Source organism: Streptomyces argenteolus, from assembly GCF_042902585.1.
Taxonomy (GTDB): domain Bacteria; phylum Actinomycetota; class Actinomycetes; order Streptomycetales; family Streptomycetaceae; genus Streptomyces; species Streptomyces argenteolus.
Genome location: NZ_JBIBEG010000002.1, coordinates 1,016,625 through 1,033,948, shown reverse-complemented (window position 1 = coordinate 1,033,948; position 17,324 = coordinate 1,016,625). Strand labels below are relative to the sequence as shown.

The 17,324-nt window shown below is 74.4% G+C and carries 16 protein-coding genes; 2 read left to right on the top strand and 14 right to left on the bottom strand.

Going from position 1 to position 17,324, the window contains the following annotated elements:
• Positions 1-18: 18 nt before the first annotated feature.
• From ACFY8O_RS11230 to hisI, 10 genes are all read right to left on the bottom strand, one after another.
• Positions 19-843 carry a DsbA family protein gene (locus ACFY8O_RS11230; protein ID WP_145802238.1) on the bottom strand — a complete coding sequence of 275 codons (825 nt, stop codon included), beginning with the start codon at positions 841-843 and terminating at the stop codon, positions 19-21.
• A 75-nt stretch (positions 844-918) separates the two neighbouring features.
• Positions 919-1,731 (bottom strand): tryptophan synthase subunit alpha, encoded by an 813-nt coding sequence (trpA, locus tag ACFY8O_RS11225; protein ID WP_387900703.1) that lies wholly within the window; start codon positions 1,729-1,731, stop codon positions 919-921.
• The gene (gene trpB / locus ACFY8O_RS11220; RefSeq protein ID WP_145802234.1) at positions 1,728-3,008 is read right to left on the bottom strand and encodes a tryptophan synthase subunit beta; all 1,281 of its coding nucleotides are present in this window, start codon (positions 3,006-3,008) and stop codon (positions 1,728-1,730) included. Before trpB ends, trpA begins: the two co-directional genes overlap by 4 nt.
• Positions 3,009-3,199: 191 nt before the next feature.
• A complete protein-coding gene (gene trpM / locus ACFY8O_RS11215) occupies positions 3,200-3,397 on the bottom strand; it encodes a tryptophan biosynthesis modulator TrpM (RefSeq protein ID WP_387901110.1) in 198 nt (65 codons plus the stop codon).
• A gap of 26 nt (positions 3,398-3,423) precedes the next feature.
• Positions 3,424-4,233 (bottom strand): indole-3-glycerol phosphate synthase TrpC, encoded by an 810-nt coding sequence (gene trpC / locus ACFY8O_RS11210; RefSeq protein ID WP_145802232.1) that lies wholly within the window; start codon positions 4,231-4,233, stop codon positions 3,424-3,426.
• 114 nt (positions 4,234-4,347) lie between these two features.
• Positions 4,348-4,791 carry a DUF2752 domain-containing protein gene (locus tag ACFY8O_RS11205; protein WP_387901108.1) on the bottom strand — a complete coding sequence of 148 codons (444 nt, stop codon included), beginning with the start codon at positions 4,789-4,791 and terminating at the stop codon, positions 4,348-4,350.
• A 124-nt stretch (positions 4,792-4,915) separates the two neighbouring features.
• Positions 4,916-5,167 carry an HGxxPAAW family protein gene (locus ACFY8O_RS11200; RefSeq protein ID WP_145802230.1) on the bottom strand — a complete coding sequence of 84 codons (252 nt, stop codon included), beginning with the start codon at positions 5,165-5,167 and terminating at the stop codon, positions 4,916-4,918.
• A 91-nt stretch (positions 5,168-5,258) separates the two neighbouring features.
• Complete coding sequence (locus tag ACFY8O_RS11195) at positions 5,259-5,918, bottom strand: TIGR02234 family membrane protein (RefSeq protein WP_387900700.1); 660 nt, start codon at positions 5,916-5,918, stop codon at positions 5,259-5,261.
• Positions 5,919-5,932: 14 nt separating this feature from the next.
• A complete protein-coding gene (locus ACFY8O_RS11190; RefSeq protein WP_145802226.1) occupies positions 5,933-7,426 on the bottom strand; it encodes an anthranilate synthase component I in 1,494 nt (497 codons plus the stop codon).
• Between the two features lie 11 nt (positions 7,427-7,437).
• A complete protein-coding gene (hisI, locus tag ACFY8O_RS11185) occupies positions 7,438-7,818 on the bottom strand; it encodes a phosphoribosyl-AMP cyclohydrolase (RefSeq protein WP_145802224.1) in 381 nt (126 codons plus the stop codon).
• 84 nt (positions 7,819-7,902) lie between these two features.
• Between hisI and ACFY8O_RS11180 the strand changes: the two genes are divergently transcribed.
• Positions 7,903-8,535, top strand: coding sequence for a TIGR03085 family metal-binding protein (locus tag ACFY8O_RS11180; protein ID WP_145802222.1), 633 nt, complete (start codon positions 7,903-7,905; stop codon positions 8,533-8,535).
• 114 nt (positions 8,536-8,649) lie between these two features.
• Here the strand turns inward: ACFY8O_RS11180 and ACFY8O_RS11175 are convergent, their stop codons facing one another.
• The 3 genes from ACFY8O_RS11175 to ACFY8O_RS11165 all read right to left on the bottom strand — a co-directional run bounded on the left by ACFY8O_RS11175 (position 8,650) and on the right by ACFY8O_RS11165 (position 15,148).
• A complete protein-coding gene (locus tag ACFY8O_RS11175; RefSeq protein WP_387900697.1) occupies positions 8,650-10,251 on the bottom strand; it encodes a sodium/solute symporter in 1,602 nt (533 codons plus the stop codon).
• A gap of 631 nt (positions 10,252-10,882) precedes the next feature.
• Complete coding sequence (locus ACFY8O_RS11170) at positions 10,883-12,217, bottom strand: PucR family transcriptional regulator (protein ID WP_387900695.1); 1,335 nt, start codon at positions 12,215-12,217, stop codon at positions 10,883-10,885.
• Between the two features lie 126 nt (positions 12,218-12,343).
• A complete protein-coding gene (locus ACFY8O_RS11165) occupies positions 12,344-15,148 on the bottom strand; it encodes a helix-turn-helix transcriptional regulator (protein WP_387900693.1) in 2,805 nt (934 codons plus the stop codon).
• A gap of 160 nt (positions 15,149-15,308) precedes the next feature.
• Here ACFY8O_RS11165 and ACFY8O_RS11160 point away from each other — a divergent pair, with 160 nt between their 5' ends.
• On the top strand, positions 15,309-16,082 hold the full coding sequence (locus ACFY8O_RS11160) for an alpha/beta fold hydrolase (protein ID WP_387900692.1): 774 nt from the start codon (positions 15,309-15,311) through the stop codon (positions 16,080-16,082).
• 58 nt (positions 16,083-16,140) lie between these two features.
• Here the strand turns inward: ACFY8O_RS11160 and bdeA are convergent, their stop codons facing one another.
• Positions 16,141-17,076: a bis(hydroxyethyl) terephthalate hydrolase gene (gene bdeA, locus ACFY8O_RS11155; protein WP_387900690.1), complete on the bottom strand. Its 936-nt coding sequence runs from the start codon at positions 17,074-17,076 to the stop codon at positions 16,141-16,143.
• Positions 17,077-17,324: the final 248 nt, after the last annotated feature.

Below are 17,324 nucleotides of genomic sequence, written 5' to 3'. Positions count from 1 at the left end.
AGGGCCCTCGTCCGCCGCCTACGACGCGGAGGGGGTGGCCCGCACCGTGCCGGGCTTCTTCCCCTTGTTGGCCTCTGCCACCCACTTCCTGAGATTCGCCTCGGAGATCTGCTCGTCCCCCTTCTTGGGGAAGATCGAGTCGCCGTTGAGCAGGGCCGTCGGGGTCCCCTCGAAGCCGCCCTCGGTGAAGGCCTTGTTCGACTTCTCGACCCAGCTGTCGTGCGTGCCGTCCTCCACGCAGCTGCGGAACGCCGGCGTGTCGAGACCGTCCACCTTCCCCGCCAGCTCGATCAGCTTGCTGTTCTCGCCGAAGGCGTCGTCGGTCTCGGCGGGCTGATTGCTGTAGAGGACGTCGTGGTACGGGGCGAACATGCCGGCGTCCTGGGCACAGGCCGCGGCGTTGGCCGCGCGCAGGGATCCGCTGCCGCCGAGATTGCCGTCGATGATCGTCGCCAGGTGGTACTGCACCTTGAGCTGTCCGCTCTCCGCCAGCTCCGCGATCGTGTCACGGAAGGCGTTCTCGAACTGGGCGCAGACCGGGCAGCGGAAGTCCTCCCAGATCGTGAGCGTGGACGGCGCGTCGTCCGCCCCGACCTGGAGGGCGAGTCCGTCCTCGCCCATGGCCCCGGACGGGGTGACCGCGGGTCCGGCTTCGCTGTCCTGGTCGTTCTTCCCGGCGTTGGCGGCGATCAGGCCGATCACGGCGGCCAGCGCGAGCACCCCCACCACGGCGGTCGCGACGATCAGCGTGCGGCGGCGGCGCTCCCGCGCCCGGTCCTGCTCACGCTGCTGGGCCAGCCGGTCACGCGCGGCTCTTCTTCGGTCTTGGTTCTTCTCGCTCACACCGCGCAAACGAACCGGGGAGGCGCGCGAGCGCCTCCCCGGTCCGATGTCCACCCGTACGGATGACGAGCGCTGTCAGCGCTTTCGAACGCCTTCGGCCAGTTCGGCCGCCAGAGCGCGGACGCCTTCGAGGCCCGCGGCCTCGTCCGGGGCGTCCAGCATCAGCTTGACGAAGGCCGAACCGACGATCACCCCGTCGGCGAAGCCCGCGACCTGCCGGGCGTGCTCGGCGGTGGACACACCGATGCCGACACAGACCGGCAGGTCGCTGGTGGCGCGGGTGCGCCGCACCAGGTCCTGGGCCTGCTCGCCGACCGACTCGCGGGTGCCGGTGACACCCATCAGCGAGGCGGCGTAGACGAAGCCGGTGCCCGCCGCCGTGATGGTGGCGAGGCGCGCGTCCTTGCTGCTCGGGGCGACGACGAAGACGGTGGCGAGACCGTGCTTCTCGGCGTGCTCCCTCCACAGGCCCGACTCCTGGACCGGGAGGTCGGGCAGGATGCACCCGGCGCCGCCCGCCTCGGCGAGCTCGGCGGTGAAGCGCTCCACGCCGTAGCGGTCGATGGGGTTCCAGTACGTCATGACCAGGATCGGCGCGCCGGTGGCCTCGTGCGCCTCGCGGACGGTGCGCATGATGTCGGCGATCTTGACGCCGCCGCGCAGCGCGATGTCGTCGGCGGTCTGGATGACCGGTCCGTCGAGCACGGGGTCACTGTGCGGGAGGCCCACCTCGATGACGTCGGCTCCGCCCGCGACGGCGGCCTTGACCGCCGCGATGCCGCCGTCGACGGTCGGGAAGCCACCGGGGAGGTAGGCGATGAGCGCCGCCCTGTCCTCGGACTCCGCCTCGGCCAGCGTGGCTTCGAGAAGTTCTCGGTTGCCGCTCACTTGGTGACCTCTTCCTCTCCGTCAGCCACGTCGGCCTCGACGACCGCGTCCGCACCGTCGTACAGCCCGAAGTACCGGGCTGCGGTGTCCATGTCCTTGTCACCGCGGCCGGACAGGTTGATCAGGATCAGCCCGTCCTCGCCGAGCTCCCTGCCGACCTCCAGGGCTCCGGCCAGCGCGTGCGCGCTCTCGATGGCCGGGATGATCCCCTCGGTGCGGGAGAGCAGGCGCAGGGCCTGCATGGCGGCGTCGTCGGTGACCGCGCGGTACTCCCCGCGGCCGACGTCCTTGAGGTAGGCGTGCTCCGGGCCGATGCCCGGGTAGTCGAGCCCGGCCGAGATCGAGTACGGCTCGGTGATCTGGCCCTCCTCGTCCTGGAGGACGTACGAGCGTGAGCCGTGCAGGATGCCCGGCTCGCCCGCGGTCAGGGTGGCCGCGTGCTCGCCGGTCTCGACGCCGTGTCCGGCCGGCTCGCAGCCGATCAGCCGGACGCGCTCGTCCGGGATGAAGGCGTGGAAGAGGCCGATGGCGTTGGAGCCGCCGCCGACGCAGGCGACCGCGGCGTCGGGGAGCCGCCCGGTGCGTTCCAGGATCTGCCGCCGGGCCTCGACGCCGATCACCCGGTGGAAGTCGCGGACCATCGCCGGGAAGGGGTGCGGCCCGGCGACCGTGCCGAAGAGGTAGTGGGTGCGGTCCACGTTGGCGACCCAGTCGCGGAAGGCCTCGTTGATGGCGTCCTTGAGGGTCCTGGAGCCGGACTTCACGGCGACGACCTCGGCACCGAGCATCCGCATGCGCGCGACGTTCAGCGCCTGGCGCTCGGTGTCGATCTCACCCATGTAGATGGTGCACTCGAGTCCGAAGAGCGCGCAGGCGGTCGCGGTGGCGACACCGTGCTGGCCGGCTCCGGTCTCCGCGATGATGCGGGTCTTGCCCATGCGCCTGGTCAGGAGGGCCTGGCCGAGCACGTTGTTGATCTTGTGCGAGCCGGTGTGGTTGAGGTCCTCGCGCTTGAGGAAGACGCGGGCGCCGCCCGCGTGCTCGGCGAAGCGGGCGACCTCGGTCAGGGCGCTGGGGCGCCCCGTGTAGTCGACCATGAGCTGGTTGAGTTCGGCGGCGAAGGCCGGGTCCGCCTTGGCCTTGTCGTACTCGACGGCCACCTCGTCCACGGCGGCGACCAGCGCCTCCGGGATGAACTTGCCCCCGAACGCGCCGAAGTAGCCTTCGGCGCTGGGGATCAGACCCTCGGGGTCCGGAATGAAGAAGTCGGACGACATTGCGACATGCTCCTCGAAATCGCGACGGGTGTTCTCACCGTGTGCGCCACCGGCGCAACGGGTGCTCTCACCGTGTGCGCCATGAGCGGAGCGCCGCGCCGGCCGGTGGACGGTCGGTGCGGTGGGGTCGTACGGCCGCCCCGGGTGGGCGGGGGGACCTTCCCTCTACGGGAGACGACGGCCGGGGCTCGCTACGGCGCGGACCCCGTGCGCCATCGCATGCCGTTGACCTGGCCCGGCTCGTCCCCGATCACGTACCGCACACGCCGGCCGTGCACGCGCCGGGCGGGGGCGCGGCAGCCGCGGGGGCGGCAGCCGCGCGCCAGCGGCGCGTGCGGATCCCGGGCACCGGCCACGGCGGGGCGCAGGCCCGGCCGGACGCGGGACACGGGACGGTCGGCGGACACGGGCGGGATCAGCCCCGTCCGTGCCGGAGAGCGGGGTGGGCGCCGGCGGCGACCAGGTCGGCCACGGCTGCCCGCGGGTCACGGCCGGTGACCAGGGACTCGCCGACGAGCACCGCGTCCGCGCCGGCGTTGGCGTAGGCGATGAGGTCGTGCGGTCCGCGGACGCCCGACTCGGCGACCTTGACGATGTGGTCGGGGATCTCGGGGGCGACGCGCTCGAAGGTGGAACGGTCGACCTTGAGGTCCTTCAGGTTGCGCGCGTTGACACCGATGATCTTCGCCCCGGCGTCCACGGCGCGCTCCGCCTCCTCCTCGTCGTGCGCCTCGACGAGCGGCGTCAGGCCGATCGACTCGGCGCGCTCGATGAGCGAGACCAGGGCCTCCTGGTCGAGCGCAGCGACGATCAGCAGGGCGAGGTCGGCGCCGTAGGCCCGTGCCTCCCACAGCTGGTACGAGGTGACGATGAAGTCCTTGCGCAGGACGGGGATGTCGACCTTGGCGCGGACGGCCTCCAGGTCGGCGAGCGAGCCGCCGAACCGGCGCTCCTCGGTGAGGACCGAGATGACGGACGCCCCGCCGGCCTCGTAGTCCGCGGCGAGCGCGGCCGGGTCGGCGATGGCGGCCAGGGCGCCCTTGGAGGGGCTGGAGCGCTTGACCTCGCAGATGACGGTCACACCCTCGCCGCGCAGGGCGGCGACTCCGTCCTTGGCCCGGGGAGCGCGTGCGGCGCGCTCCTTGAGCTCGTCGAGGCTGACGCGCGCCTGCCGCTCCGCGAGGTCGGCGCGAACGCCGTCAATGATCTCGTCGAGCACACTCACGCGAGCGGCCCCCTTCCGAAGCGGTGACAGGTACAAGGATCAGCCGTCTCGATGGTATCCGCAGGAGGGCCCAGGGCTCGCATCCGCCGGGCGCACGTCCCACTACCTGGTCACTCAGGGAGCCAGGGCCGAGCCGAACGGCAGGTTCCGGACCACGGAGAAGATCAGCAGCGCCGCGCCCACGGCCCACCAGTGCACGGGCCCGAGGGCGATGCGCAGGGGCCGGCCCCGGCTCGCGCTCACCGTCCAGGCCACCCAGACGGCAGCGAAGGCGAGGTAGCCCACGACGGCCAGGGCGTTGGAGCCGAGGGCGGTGACCAGGTCGCCGTGGGCGAACGCGTGGGCGCTGCGGAGTCCTCCGCAGCCGGGGCAGAACACCCCGGTGAAGCGGAGCATGGGACAGACCGGGTAGTGGCCGGGCTCGTTGGGGTCGACGGTGGCCACGTAGCCGAAGGCCCCGACGACGGCGGCCATGACCCCGACAGGGGTCACGAGCCTCCGGAGTCTCGAGGCGGGCGCGGAGGGCTGCGGGGGCACCGGACCGGGAGCGTGCGGCACGGGGGCCCGGTCGGGGGCGGCGGGAGAGGCTGAGGCGTCCACGCGCCGATTGTCCCCGTTCACGCGGAGAGGCGCAGCCCGGTCCGGGCTGCGCCTCGCGTCTCGTCCTGTGTCCGGCACCCGGTCAGGCGGTGATCTGGGCTTCCGACGCGCGGGCCCTGGCTGCCGCCATCTCGGCGGACTCCTTCGGCATGCCGAGGCCGGCCAGCTTCATGGCGAATCCGACGACGCCGCCGAGGAGGACGACCGCGATCCCGGCCCAGAAGCCGAGCGTGTTCGCCGCCACCATGAAGAGGCCCGCGATGCAGAAGCCGATGAAGGAGATGATGACACCGGTCCAGGCGGCCGGGGTGTGTCCGTGGCTGCTGCCCGCCATGAGTTGCTCCTTGTTGGTGTTGCGCTGAAGGTGTCGCTGGGAAAGCTCACTCCCATTGTCCCGTACGGGCCGGTGGACGTGAGGCTCGGGGTCACGCCTCGCGCGTCGGGTCCTCGCCCCGGTCGAGCGCCTTCCACAGTTCCTCGGGCCGCTCGGGGTCCGGGGCGGTACGGGCGGCCTTGCGGGGGCGGGGCGTGCCGTCGCGTTCGTAGCGGCCCGACATCGTGGGCCAGCGGCTGCCGTAGCGCAGGGCGAGCAGCCCCGCGACGAGGATCAGCAGTCCGCCGGCAGCGGTGACGTAGGGCCAGGCGGTGTGGCTGAGGGCGTCGATGGTGGCGGCGGTGTTGCCGGTGGTCTCGGCGGCCCGCTCGTCCAGTGCCGCGCTGTCCGAGGCGCCGGCCCAGGCGCTCAGCCCGGCGCCGAGACCGCTCAGGGCCAGGAGTCCGGCGACCAGCCTCCGGCCGCCGCCGCGGACGGCGAAGACGGCGACGAGGGCGGCCAGGCCGACGACCGCCAGCGCGGCGGGGACGCCGGTGACGTCCTGGCCGTCGGCGCTGAGCGGCAGCGTGCCGCCGCCGACGGCCGCCTCGCCCTCGGCCCAGGTCTGGCCCGAGGCGAGGAGGACGACGGTGGCGCCGGCCGCCCCGAGGAGCAGGCCGGCGGCCAGGCTTCGGCGGCTTCCCGCGCTGTCGGGCGCGGAGGCGGCTCGGGTACGGGGCTGGGGTACGGGGACGGCACTCACGTACTCCACTATCCCCTACCGGCTCAGCGTGCTCCGAGGCGGTTCGCCGTATGCACGGCCCGCAGGACCGCGGCGGCCTTGTTGCGGCACTCGGTGTCCTCGGCGGCGGGATCGGAGTCCGCGACGATGCCCGCGCCCGCCTGGACGTACGCGGTTCCGTCGCGCAGCAGCGCGGTCCGGATGGCGATGGCGGTGTCCGAGTCCCCGGCGAAGTCGAGGTAGCCGACGCAGCCCCCGTACAGGCCCCGGCGACTGGGTTCGAGCTCCTCGATGATCTGCAGGGCACGTGGCTTGGGCGCGCCGGAGAGGGTGCCTGCGGGGAAGCACGCCGTGAGGACGTCGAAGGCGCTGCGGCCCTCGGCAACCTTCCCGGTGACGGTGGAGACGATGTGCATGACGTGCGAGTAGCGCTCGACCGACATGAAGTCGACCACCTCGACGCTTCCGGGAGCGCAGACGCGTCCCAGGTCGTTGCGCCCGAGGTCGACGAGCATGAGGTGCTCGGCGCGTTCCTTGGGGTCGGCGAGGAGTTCGTCGGCGAGTGCCTGGTCCTCCTGCGGGGTGGCGCCCCGGTGCCGGGTTCCCGCGATCGGGTGGACCATCGCCCGGCCGTCCTCGACCTTGACGAGGGCCTCGGGGCTGGAGCCGACGACGTCGAAGCCGTCGAAGCGGAGGAGGTACATGTACGGCGACGGATTGGTGGCGCGCAGGACCCGGTAGACGTCCAGCGCACTCGCCGTGCACGGGGTCTCGAAGCGCTGGGAGGGCACCACCTGGAAGGCTTCGCCCGCCCTGATCCGCTCCTTGACGTCCTCGACGGCGTCCCGGAAGGCCTGGCCGCCCCAGAGCGCGGTGTAGGGCGGGAGCTCGGAGGGCGGCAGGACGGCGGGGGTGTTCTCCACCGGCCGGGACAGGTCGCGCTCCATGGCGTCGAGCCGGGCGACCGCGTCGGCGTACGCCTCGTCGACACCGGTGTCCAGGTCGTTGTGGTTGATCGCGTTGGCGATCAGCAGGACGGTGCCGTTCCCGTGGTCGAGCACGGCGAGGTCCGAGGTGAGCAGCATCGTGAGCTCGGGGAGCCGCAGGTCGTCGCCGCCGTGCTCGGTGATCCGCTCGAGCCGGCGCACGACGTCGTAACCGAGATAGCCGACCATGCCGCCGGTGAAGGGCGGCAGACCGTCGTCGGCGACCAGGTCGCGGGGGGTGTGGAGGGTCTCGACCGTGGCCCGCAGGGCCTCCAGGGGATCCCCGTCGACGGGGACGCCGACGGGCGGGGTCCCGGCCCAGTGGGCCCGTCCGTCGAGCGCGGTCAGGGTCGCGGCGCTGCGTACGCCGATGAAGGAGTAGCGCGACCAGGTGCGGCCGTTCTCCGCGGATTCGAGGAGGAAGGTGCCGGTGCGCTCGGCCGCGAGCTTGCGGTAGAGCCCGACCGGGGTGTCGCCGTCCGCGAGGAGCCGGCGGCTGACGGGGATGACACGCCGGTCGACGGCGAGCTTGCGGAAGGTCTCGAGATCCATGGCGGGTGACCTTACCGGGGGCCGGAGAGGGGGAGGACGTCCTCGTCGAAGCAGGTGCGGGCGCCCGTGTGGCAGGCCGCGCCCGTCTGGTCGACCTTGACCAGCACGGTGTCCGCGTCGCAGTCGAGGGCGACGGACTTCACCCGCTGGATGTGGCCGGAGGTGTCGCCCTTGACCCAGTACTCCTGGCGGCTGCGGGACCAGTAGGTGCAGCGGCCGGTGGTGAGGGTGCGGTGCAGCGCCTCGTCGTCCATCCAGCCGAGCATGAGCACCTCGCCCGTGTCGTACTGCTGGGCGATGGCCGGGACCAGTCCGTCGGGGCCGCGCTTGAGGCGGGCGGCGACGGCCGGGTCGAGGTTGCTGGCGGGCGTGGGGCCGGGCGTGCTGGTCATGCGCCCCATTGTGCCGCGCGGGCAGGGCACTCCGGCCGTGCGTCCACTGGGCGGACCGGGGGCGCCGGTCGTACGCTGGCGGGCATGTCGACCCATGCGAAGCGTGAACGTCTTCTGCTCGCCGACCTGTTGGAAGCGGCGGGTCCCGAGGCCCTGACCCTGTGCAACGGCTGGAAGACCCGTGACCTGGCGGCCCATGTCGTGGTGCGCGAACGCCGCGCCGACGCCGCGGGCGGGATTGTGCTGGGCGCCCTGAAGAACCGGCTGGAGCGCGTCCAGGCCGAGTTCGCCGCCAAGCCGTACGAGGAGCTGATCCAGCTCATCCGTACGGGTCCGCCGCGTATGTCGCCCTTCGGCCTCAAGCAGCTGGACGAGGCGGCGAACACCGTCGAGTTCTTCATCCACGCGGAGGACGTGCGCCGGGCGCAGCCGGACTGGTCGCAGCGCGACCTCGATCCGGTCTTCGCCGATGTGCTGTGGTCGCGCACGGAGAAGACGGCCCGGATGCTGGGCCGCCGGGCCCCGGTGGGCCTGGTGCTGCGGCGGCCGGACGGCCAGACGGCGGTGGCCCACAAGGGCACCCCGGTGGTGACGGTCACCGGGGAGCCGGGTGAGCTGCTGCTGTTCGCCGCGGGGCGCCAGGACGCGGCGCGGGTGGAGCTGGAGGGCGACAAGGACGCGCTGGCCCGGCTGCACACGGCCGAGCTCGGTCTGTAGCGGGCGGGCGGGGCGGGCGCCGCTCACGGCCCCGCCCCGCGCGGCTCGCTCAGGCCCCGCCGTGCGGAGGGGCGGAAGTCCGGACGTGCGGCGCGGCCCGGGCGTGCGGCCCGCTCAGACTCCGCCGCGTGCGCGGGCGGGAGACCAGCGGGCCCGGTGACGGTTGCGCGCGTCCGGTGCGGTGTCCGGGCCGCGCCCTGACCCGAGCAGCCCGAGGAGGAAACCGGCGGGGATGGTGACCAGGCCCGGTGTCTGGAGCGGGAAGACGGCGAAGTCCCACTCCGGGAAGAGGGCCACGGGTGTACCGGAGAAGGCCGGGGACATCACCATCAGGACGCCGATGAGCGGCAGCGTCCCGTAGACGGTCCACCGCACCCCCCGCGCGTCGAAGCCCGGGCGGAACAGGGCGTACAGCAGCACCGGCGGCAGGATGGACGCGGCGGCGGCGAACGACAGGGAGAGCAGCACCTGGGGGTTGCGGTCGTGGGTGTACGCCGACAGGAACACGGCGAACGCGCCGATCCCGACGACGGCCCAGCGGGCGTGCCGGATCTCCCTCGCTGACGCCTTGCCCTCCCCCTGGGCGCCCGACTTCACCGTGAAGTCGCGGGCCAGGGACGAGGCGGCGGCCAGGGTGATCCCGGCGACGGCGGCCAGGGTGGTGGCGAAGGCGGCGCAGGCGACGAGGGCGAACAGCGGGCTGTCGCGCGGTCCGGAGGCGCCGGGGTCCAGGGCGCCGGTGACCATCAGCAGGGCGGTACCGCCCGCGGGGTCGGCGGCGTGCAGCAGGTCCCTGCCGATGAGCGCGGAGGCGCCGAGCCCGACGACGACGATGCCCGCGCACAGCAGGGCGACGGGGGCCGTGGCCCACACACCGGCCCGGCGGGCGGTCCAGGCGTCGCGGAGGGGATGCAGCCGCATCATGATGTGCGGCATGCAGGCGGCGCCCAGCACCAGGGTGAGCTGGAAGCCGATCAGGTCGAGTCCGCCGGCGAGCCCGTGCCCGAACTGGAGCCCGGGGCGGGCGTAGTCCCCGCCCGCCTTGCTGCCCGCCTGGGCGGCGTCGAACAGGGCGAAGGGAGACCAGTCGTAGCGCGCGAGAACGAGCCCGGCGAGGAGGGTGACGGCGCCCAGGACGACGGCCACCTTGAGGATCTGGATGTAGCCGGTGCCACGCATCCCGCCGAAGGCCGAGTAACAGACCATCAGCGCGCCACTGGCCACGGTGCAGCCGGTGAGGGCGCCCTCCGGGAGCCCGAACATGGCGGTCATGACGCGCCCTGCGGTCGTGAGCTGCACGAGCAGCAGCGGGGCCAGCACCATGAGGGTGGCCACCCCGAGCGCCCGGCGTACGGAGTTGTCGCCGAGCCGGTCGGCGAGGAAGTCGCCCATCGTGAACACGCCCTTGCGGCGCAGGCGTTCGGCGAAGACCCGCATGACCAGGACGAGTGAGGCGACCGTGGCCAGCGCGAACAGCAGGCCGTCGAATCCTGCGAGTGCGACGGAGCCGGTGGTGGAGAGCAGGGTGGCGGCGGAGACGTAGTCCCCGGCGATGGCGAGTCCCGCGCCGACGGGGCCGAGGGTGGCACCGCCCGCGTAGAAGTGCTCGGGGTCGTCCTGGTCCGCGGCGGCGAGTCCGCACAGCAGCAGGGATACGGCGACGAACGCGAGGAAGATGACGACGGCCAGGGACCGGGCGTCGACCGCGCCGCTCACCGGGTTCGCTCCGCCGGTACGGCTCCACAAGGGGCAGCAGATGACATGCGCGCCATGGCACCAGGTGAGGCGTGTGCGGCACAGGGGGTGAGGTCCGGGCGCGGCGCCGGTACAGCCTGCCACGCCCCGAACTGTGCACCGGCACAAGGCTGTTCGGCGTTCCGCGTTCGGTGTCCGGCGGAACGGCGCGGTCCGCTCCGGCGGCGGCTCGGCAGGGTGCGAGGGCGGGTCGCGTGGCGCTCGGCAGGGCGGACCGGGCCGGGTCGGCAGCGGCCCGGCAGGGCGGAGGAGCCCGAGTCGGCAGCCGCCGACGGGACGGTGCGGCCGGGCGTCAGCGGCCCGGCAGGCGGGGGCCCGAGCGGCGACCGCCGCCTGAGGGACGGTGCGGGCCGGCCGCACAGCCGTGGGAACCGCTCCACCGCTCTGTACGCCCCGCCCCGGGCGCCGGGCCGGGCGGCGCCCGCTCCCCCGCGGGCGTGACCGCACGGCCCCTTCGCCCCCTCGTCCCCCGGCCGCCCCCGCGCGGCGCGGCGCCCGCTCCCAGCGGCACCGGCAGCGGCAGGGGCCCGGTGGCGGCAGCGGCAGGTGCCGGCGGGCAGCGGGGCCGGCCCGGCACAGGCCCCGGCGCAACTCAGCCCACCAGGAGCCGCCGCGCCGCCAGGGCCATGGAGATCTCGACCGCGTCCGAGGGCCTGGTCAGGCAGCGCCCCGTCAGCTGCTCGAAGCGCCGCAGCCGGTTGAGCACGGTGTTGCGGTGGCAGTAGAGCCGGGCCCCCGCCCGCTGCGCGGAGCCGTCCGAGTCGAGCCAGGCGGTCAGCGTCTCGATGAGTACGTCCCGGTCGGCCGGGTCCAGCCGGTCCAGCGGACCGAGGACACGGGCGGCGAGTGCGGTGCCGAGCCCCGGCGAGGACACGACGAGCGCGGCGGGCAGGTGCTCGTCGAGCAGGATCGTGCCTCCCGACGCGGGGCAGGCCCGCAGCGCCGTCTCGGCGAGCCGCCGCGCGTCGCCGACGGACGCGAGCCCCTCGACGACCGAGCTGATCCCCGTGCGCGTGCCGGCAGGAGCCGTCAGCTCGGCTGCCAGGAGGTCGAGTCCGGCGGCCGGTTCGGCGGTGGGCGCGGGCTCGGCCTCTCCCTCCGCGGGCGGCTCGACGTCGGCGGGTGCCGGTCCCAGCGGGATGATCGCCAGCTCCAGCTCGCCCGCCGAGTGCCAGAGCGCGGGTGTGTCCTCGGGCAGGGTGACGGGCGGCTCGCCGGCGCCGTGCGGGGCGCGCCGCGCCGCGGCCACCGCGAGGACGGCGTACCGCCCGTGCACCGGGAGTCCCAGCATCGCGGCGGCGTCCGGCAGGTCCGCGATCCGGGCGGTGCCGTCCAGCAGGGCCGCCGTCATCAGGCGCTGGCGGTTCTCGCGGCGCCAGGAGAGCCGGCGCTCGGCCTGGCGGTAGGCCTCGGCCACCACGGCGCAGTGCTCGTCGACGAAGTTCCAGACGTCCGCGGCGACATGGACGAGCAGCCGGGTGTCCTCCGGGGAGCGTCGCGCGGTGTCGTCGACCAGGTCCTGCCAGACCATCGCGCCGCCCATGCGGAAGGCGTGCATGACCGCGTCGAGCGGTACGCCCTGCTCGGCCCTGGTCTCGCCGATCCACCGGGAGGTGCGGTGGGCGGCCTCGCGGAACTCCCGGGGCTGGATGAGGGAGGCGACGTTGTGCCGCAGGGAGTGGTGGACCTCCTGCCAGATCTCGGCGGCCTCGGTCTCCATCGCGGCGCGGTAGGCGGGTTCCTGCTCCCGCAGCGCCTCGACGAGCCGGTCCGTGAGCTCCGGCAGCGCGTCCAGCAGCACGCGGGCCGCCCGGTGGAGCACGGCCACGGCGTCGCGGTCGGCGAGGGAGCGTGCGCGGTGCGGCAACGGGGTTACGGGGGGCGGTCCGTGCAGCGCCCTGATCCGTGAACGTACGACCTGTGGCATGGCGGCCTCCACCGGGAATCGGCCGGCTGCGGTGGGCCGGCCCCGGTGTGTGCCCGGCCCGGTGCTGGGCGGGCGCACACCGATCGATCCTGACGTCCGCAGAATGGCATACCGCCCGGTCGGTACCTAGAGGTCTGCGCGGTTCTTCTCATCACGGTCCTGCAACCTCGTCCCGCCCGGGCGGTCCAGGAGCCGTGCGAGCTCGGTCCGGGACCGGACGCCGAGCGCGGCGAAGACGTTGCGCAGGTGGTGGTCGACGGTGCGCGGGCTCACCGAGAGGCGCACCGCGACCTCGCGGTTGGTGGCCCCCTCCGCGACGCAGCGGGCGATCCGCTGCTGCTGCGGGGTCAGCCCGGCCAGCGGGCCGGGGCCGCTCCGGTCGGGAGCGGCGTCCACCGCCTCCCCCGCCGCCCGCAGCTCCCCGCCCGCCCGTTCCGCCCAGACGCGGGCGGAGCAGCGCTCGAAGGCGACCAGCGCGTCGCGCAGCGGGCCCCTGGCCTCACGGGTGCGCCGCAGCCGGCGCAGCAGCTGGCCGTGGAGGAGCTGGGTGCGGGCGCGCTCGAAGTCGCCGCCCGCACGGTCGTGATGGGCGAGCGCCTCCTCGTAGCCCGCCGCCGCCTCGTCGGGCGGCGCCAGCAGCGCGCGGCAGCGGGCCAGCTGGGCGGGGACCTGCGGATCGGTCGTCCGGGCGGTCCACAGGGCGAACTCGTCCACGGCCGCGGAGAGTTCAGCCGCCCCCTCCTCCGCACGGCCGGAGGCCACCATCGCCTCGACCCAGCACGGGACCGCCAGCATCCGGGTGGCGAAATGCCCTGTCCCCGGGCCGGGGCGGACCAGCGGACCGAGCCGGGCCGCCGCTTCGCCCGGCCGCCCGGCGGCGAGGTCCGCACGGGCGACCGCCCAGGTGGCGAGCATGGCCGCCTGGGCCAGCCCGTGCGGTCCCGCGCCCGCGAGGGCCGCGTCGGCGTGGGCGGCGCACGCCTCGGCGGGTCCCTCCACGGAGGCGGCGAGCGCGAGCACGGCGTGCAGATGGGTGGCGGAGTTCCGCTGTCCGGTGCGCCTGGCCGCGTGCAGCCCTTCCAGCGCGTGGGCCCTGGCCCTGGCGTGCTGGCCCGCGCGCAGTTCGGCGTAGGCGAGCTGTTCCAGGGCGTGCGGCAGCAGGGACTCGGGGCCTCTGGTCCGTACGGCGGCGAGCGCGCGTGCGCCCGCCCGGCAGGCGGCGTCGACCTCACCGAGCACCAGGGCGGACGCGCCCGCCCGCAGCAGCTCACCCGCGTCCTCGGCGCGGTCCGCGGAGTCCAGGCAGCAGCGCAGCAGGGCGTGGCCACGGTCGGGGTGACCGGCGAGCACGGCACACATACCCGCGCGGTACTGCGCCATGGAGCGGTCGGCCGCGGCGACGGGGACGCGGTTCATGGCGTCCAGGTACGCGATGGCGTCCCCCATGTCCCAGGCGGCCTCCGCGGCGCCGAACAGCGCGTCGAGGGTGCGCCGGGCGTCGTGCGGGGCGAGGAGCTCCGCCGCGGTCAGCAGCGCCTCCCGGGCGTCGGCCACCGGCCCGTCACTCAGGGCGAGCATGCCTCGTACGTAGGGTGCGGCGCCCCCGGCGAGGTGAGGGCCGACGCGGGCCAGCATGGCGCGGGCCCGGCCGGTGTCCCCGGCGAGTCGCGCCTGCTCGGCGGCGGCCGTGAAGCGTGCGGCGCGCAGGGTGTCGTCGGTGGAGAGCGCGGCGGCCCGGGCCAGCGCCGCGGACCGTTCGCCGTGCGGGCGCGGGGCGGTGGCCGCCGCCTCCAGCTGCGCGGCGAGGGCGGCGTCGGGGCCGGGTGCGGCGCAGGCCCGCTGGACCAGGGCGGGCAGCGGGGGTGAGCCGGGGCCCGCGAGCAGCCCGGCGAGCAGCTCGTGCACGGCCCTGCGGCGGCCCGGCGGTTCCCGGTGCAGGACCGCACGGCGCAGCAGCGGGTGGCTGAAGTGGACGCGGCTGCCCGCCCGCTGGAGCGCCCCGGCGGTCCCGGCGGGCGCGAAGAGCACCCGGTCGAGGTGGGCGGCGGCGAGCCCGGCGCGGGGGCCGGCCCGCAGGAGCAGGGCGGCGTCCGCGCCCGCCCCGTCCGGCTCGTGCTCCTCCGCCGCCGCGGCCAGCAGGAGCAGGGTGCGGGTGTCGGGAGAGAGCTCGTCCAGGTGTTCGGCATGGGCGTCGAGGACGCTCTCGGCGCCGGGCAGCGGGTAGGGCAGGGCCGTGCGCCCGGCGAGCTGGCCCGGGGTGAGCCGGCCGACGAGCCCGGCCAGCAGCCGTGGGTTCCCCGCGGCCTCGCGCAGGAGTTCGCTGCGTACGACGGGGTCGACGTCCGCCGTGCCGTCGGTGAGGCGGTCCAGGAGCGCGGCCCCGGCGTCGTCGTCGAGCGGGCCGAGACGGAGCGCGGGCAGTCCGGCGAAGGCCCTCTCGTCGGCGGCGCCGATCACCACCGCGACCCGGCTGCCCTCGCCGAGCCTGCGCGCGGCGAAGCCCAGGGCGGCGCGGGAGTCCGGGTCCCAGGCGTGCGCGTCGTCCACACAGACCAGCAGCGGCTGTTCGGCGCCCAGCTCGCGCAGCAGGCAGAGCAGCCCTCCGGGGGTGATCCCGGAGCGCAGGACGGAGTCGGGGGCGAGCGGCAGCGGGCCGGGGGCCGAGCAGAGCAGGGCGTGCAGCCCGCTGTAGGGCAGGCGCTGTTCGGTGGGGGCCGCCGCGGCGTACACGACGGGGCCGCCGTGCCGGACGCGGTAGTCGGCGGCCGTCTGCCGCAGCAGGGCGGTGCGGCCGAGGCCGGGGGGCGAGGTCAGCACCAGCGCTCCGCCGTCCCCTGCCCGCAGCCGTCCCAACAGGGTTTCCAGGATGGCGAGTTCACCGCTGCGGCCGTACAGCCGGAGCGGACTGTGCACGGTCGTCGATGGGGTCACGCTTTCACGTTACTTCCGCGTAAACAGCGTCGGAAGGCTCGCGTCCGCTCCCCGTTCCCGGGCGGCCCGGAGCGGTGCGGGCTCCCAACAGAACGGCAGCCACGCTGTGCCGGGGCACAGTCCCGGCGCGTCCCGCCACGGCCGCCCCTAACGTCGGTGCATGACCGATGAATTGCGTACACACGACGGTTTGACCCTGCGTTACTGGTCCTGGTCGCGGGACCCGGACACCTCCCTGCCCCCGGTGGTGCTGCTGCACGGCTTCGCCGCTCACGCGCGGCTGAACTGGGAGGGGCCGGGGGTGGTCGAGGCCCTGGTGGCGCGCGGCCGGCGGGTGTACGCCCTGGACGCGCGGGGCCACGGTGAGTCGGACCGGCCCCACGACGACACGCGCTACGGCGAGTCGCTGATGGCCCGTGACGTGCGCCTGCTCATCGACCGCACGGGCGCGGAGCGGGTGCATCTCGTGGGCTACTCCATGGGCGCCGTGGTGGCGGTGCTGGCGACGGCCGTGGACGAGCGCGTCAGCCGCCTGGTGGTCGGCGGTATCGGTGCGGGCGCGGTGGAGGTGGGTGGCCTGGACACCCGGGTGATGCCTCCGGAGCTGGTGTCCGCCGCGCTGACGGCCGAGGACGCGGCGGACGCGCCCGAGCGGACCCGGGCCTTCCGCGTGCTGGCGGACACAGCGGGGTGCGACCGGCTTGCGCTGGCCGCGCAGATCCGCTCGGTGCACCGGGACGCGCTGCCGCTGGACCGGATAACGGTTCCCACGCTGGTGCTCACCGGCGAGAGCGATCCGCTGGCCACCCGGCCCCAGGTGCTGGCCTCCGCGATCGCGGGGGCGGAGCTGACGACGCTGCCGGGGGACCATCTGACGGCGGTACGCGATCCCGGGTTCGCCGGTGCCATCGCGGAGTTCCTCTCGCGGGGGTGAGCGCCACGCACGAAGGGCCGGACCGCGGTACGCGCGGCCCGGCCCTCGTCCCCCGTGGTCAGGAGGTGTGCGGGCAGTTGCCCTTGTACTCGGCGATGGTCAGGCTGGTCGAGGGCAGCGGGCAGAGGAACTGCTCGTAGCGGGTGTCGTTGTCGATGAACCGCTTCAGCCACGAGATGCTGTACTTCGCGATCGTCGTGTTCGACGAGTTCGGAGTGAAGTGCGTGGCACCCCGCAGCTCCAGGTACGCCTTGTCCAGCGAACTCGGCAGCGAGTTGTAGAACGGCTGCGAGTGCGTGGCGACCGGGGCGATCGTGTCCCCGTCCGCACCGATGACCAGGGTCGGGGTCTTCACCTCGGGCCAGGTCTTGTCCGTGTTCCACCCCGTCAGCGGGATCGCCGCCTGGAGCGACGGCCGGTCCTTCGCCGCCTCCAGCGTGCCGCCGCCACCCATGGAGTGGCCCATCACGCCCAGCCGGGACGAGTCGATCCTGCCGCGCACCGAACTGCTGCCCGTCAGGTAGTCCAGCGCAGCCAGCAGCTGGTCACCACGGCTCGCCGGCTGGTCCAGCGTGGTGTTGGTGTCGATGGTGAACACCACGAAACCCTGCGAGGCCAGACGCGGACCCAGCCACGCGATGCTCGACTCGTAGGCGGTGAAACCGGGCGAGATGACCACCGCGCCGAACGTCCCGTCCGACGTGGACGTCGGGTAGTAGATCGTGCCACCGCCGAACCCTCTGACACTGAGCGAGGAAACGGATGTCTGCGAGGTGGCGTACGGACCGCGGAGCGCCTCGATGCTCGAGTTGCTCGGCGCCGGACCACGCTCATAGGGGTTGTCGGCGGCCTGGGCACCGCCGGGGACGAGCGCGGTGAGCAGACCCGCGGTCGCCGCCGCTGCGGCCAGACCGAACCTGACGGTGCGGGAGCGGCTCGTGGACGTCCGGTGGCGGCGCGGGGAGATGTCTCCGGAGGGGAGGTGCTGCTGCACGGGGATTCCTCTCGGGTGAGGGCGTCACCTCGACATGGCCGCCGAAGGCCCCGTCGTCCGGGGGCGTTCGGGGGTGCACGCAGGTGGGCGCCGTCGTTCGTTGGCCTGCCGCCACTGTCGCGGCGGGACCCCCGCGCGGACATCGGCGAGATCGCCGGTCTTCGTTCCCTGGCCACCCGGCGTCCAGGCGGCGGACGGCAGCACGGAGGGCCGGACCGCGCGACGCGGTCCGGCCCCGGGGTGGCGCT

Excerpts from the sequence above, each read along its gene's own strand:
- ACFY8O_RS11180 (WP_145802222.1), top strand. The coding sequence starts at position 7,903 with ATGTCGACCCATGCGAAGCGTGAACGTCTTCTGCTCGCCGACCTGTTG.
- ACFY8O_RS11190 (WP_145802226.1), bottom strand. The coding sequence starts at position 7,426 with ATGGATCTCGAGACCTTCCGCAAGCTCGCCGTCGACCGGCGTGTCATC.
- ACFY8O_RS11200 (WP_145802230.1), bottom strand. The coding sequence starts at position 5,167 with ATGGCGGGCAGCAGCCACGGACACACCCCGGCCGCCTGGACCGGTGTC.
- ACFY8O_RS11160 (WP_387900692.1), top strand. The coding sequence starts at position 15,309 with ATGACCGATGAATTGCGTACACACGACGGTTTGACCCTGCGTTACTGG.
- ACFY8O_RS11170 (WP_387900695.1), bottom strand. The coding sequence starts at position 12,217 with ATGCCACAGGTCGTACGTTCACGGATCAGGGCGCTGCACGGACCGCCC.
- hisI (WP_145802224.1), bottom strand. The coding sequence starts at position 7,818 with ATGACCAGCACGCCCGGCCCCACGCCCGCCAGCAACCTCGACCCGGCC.
- trpB (WP_145802234.1), bottom strand. The coding sequence starts at position 3,008 with ATGTCGTCCGACTTCTTCATTCCGGACCCCGAGGGTCTGATCCCCAGC.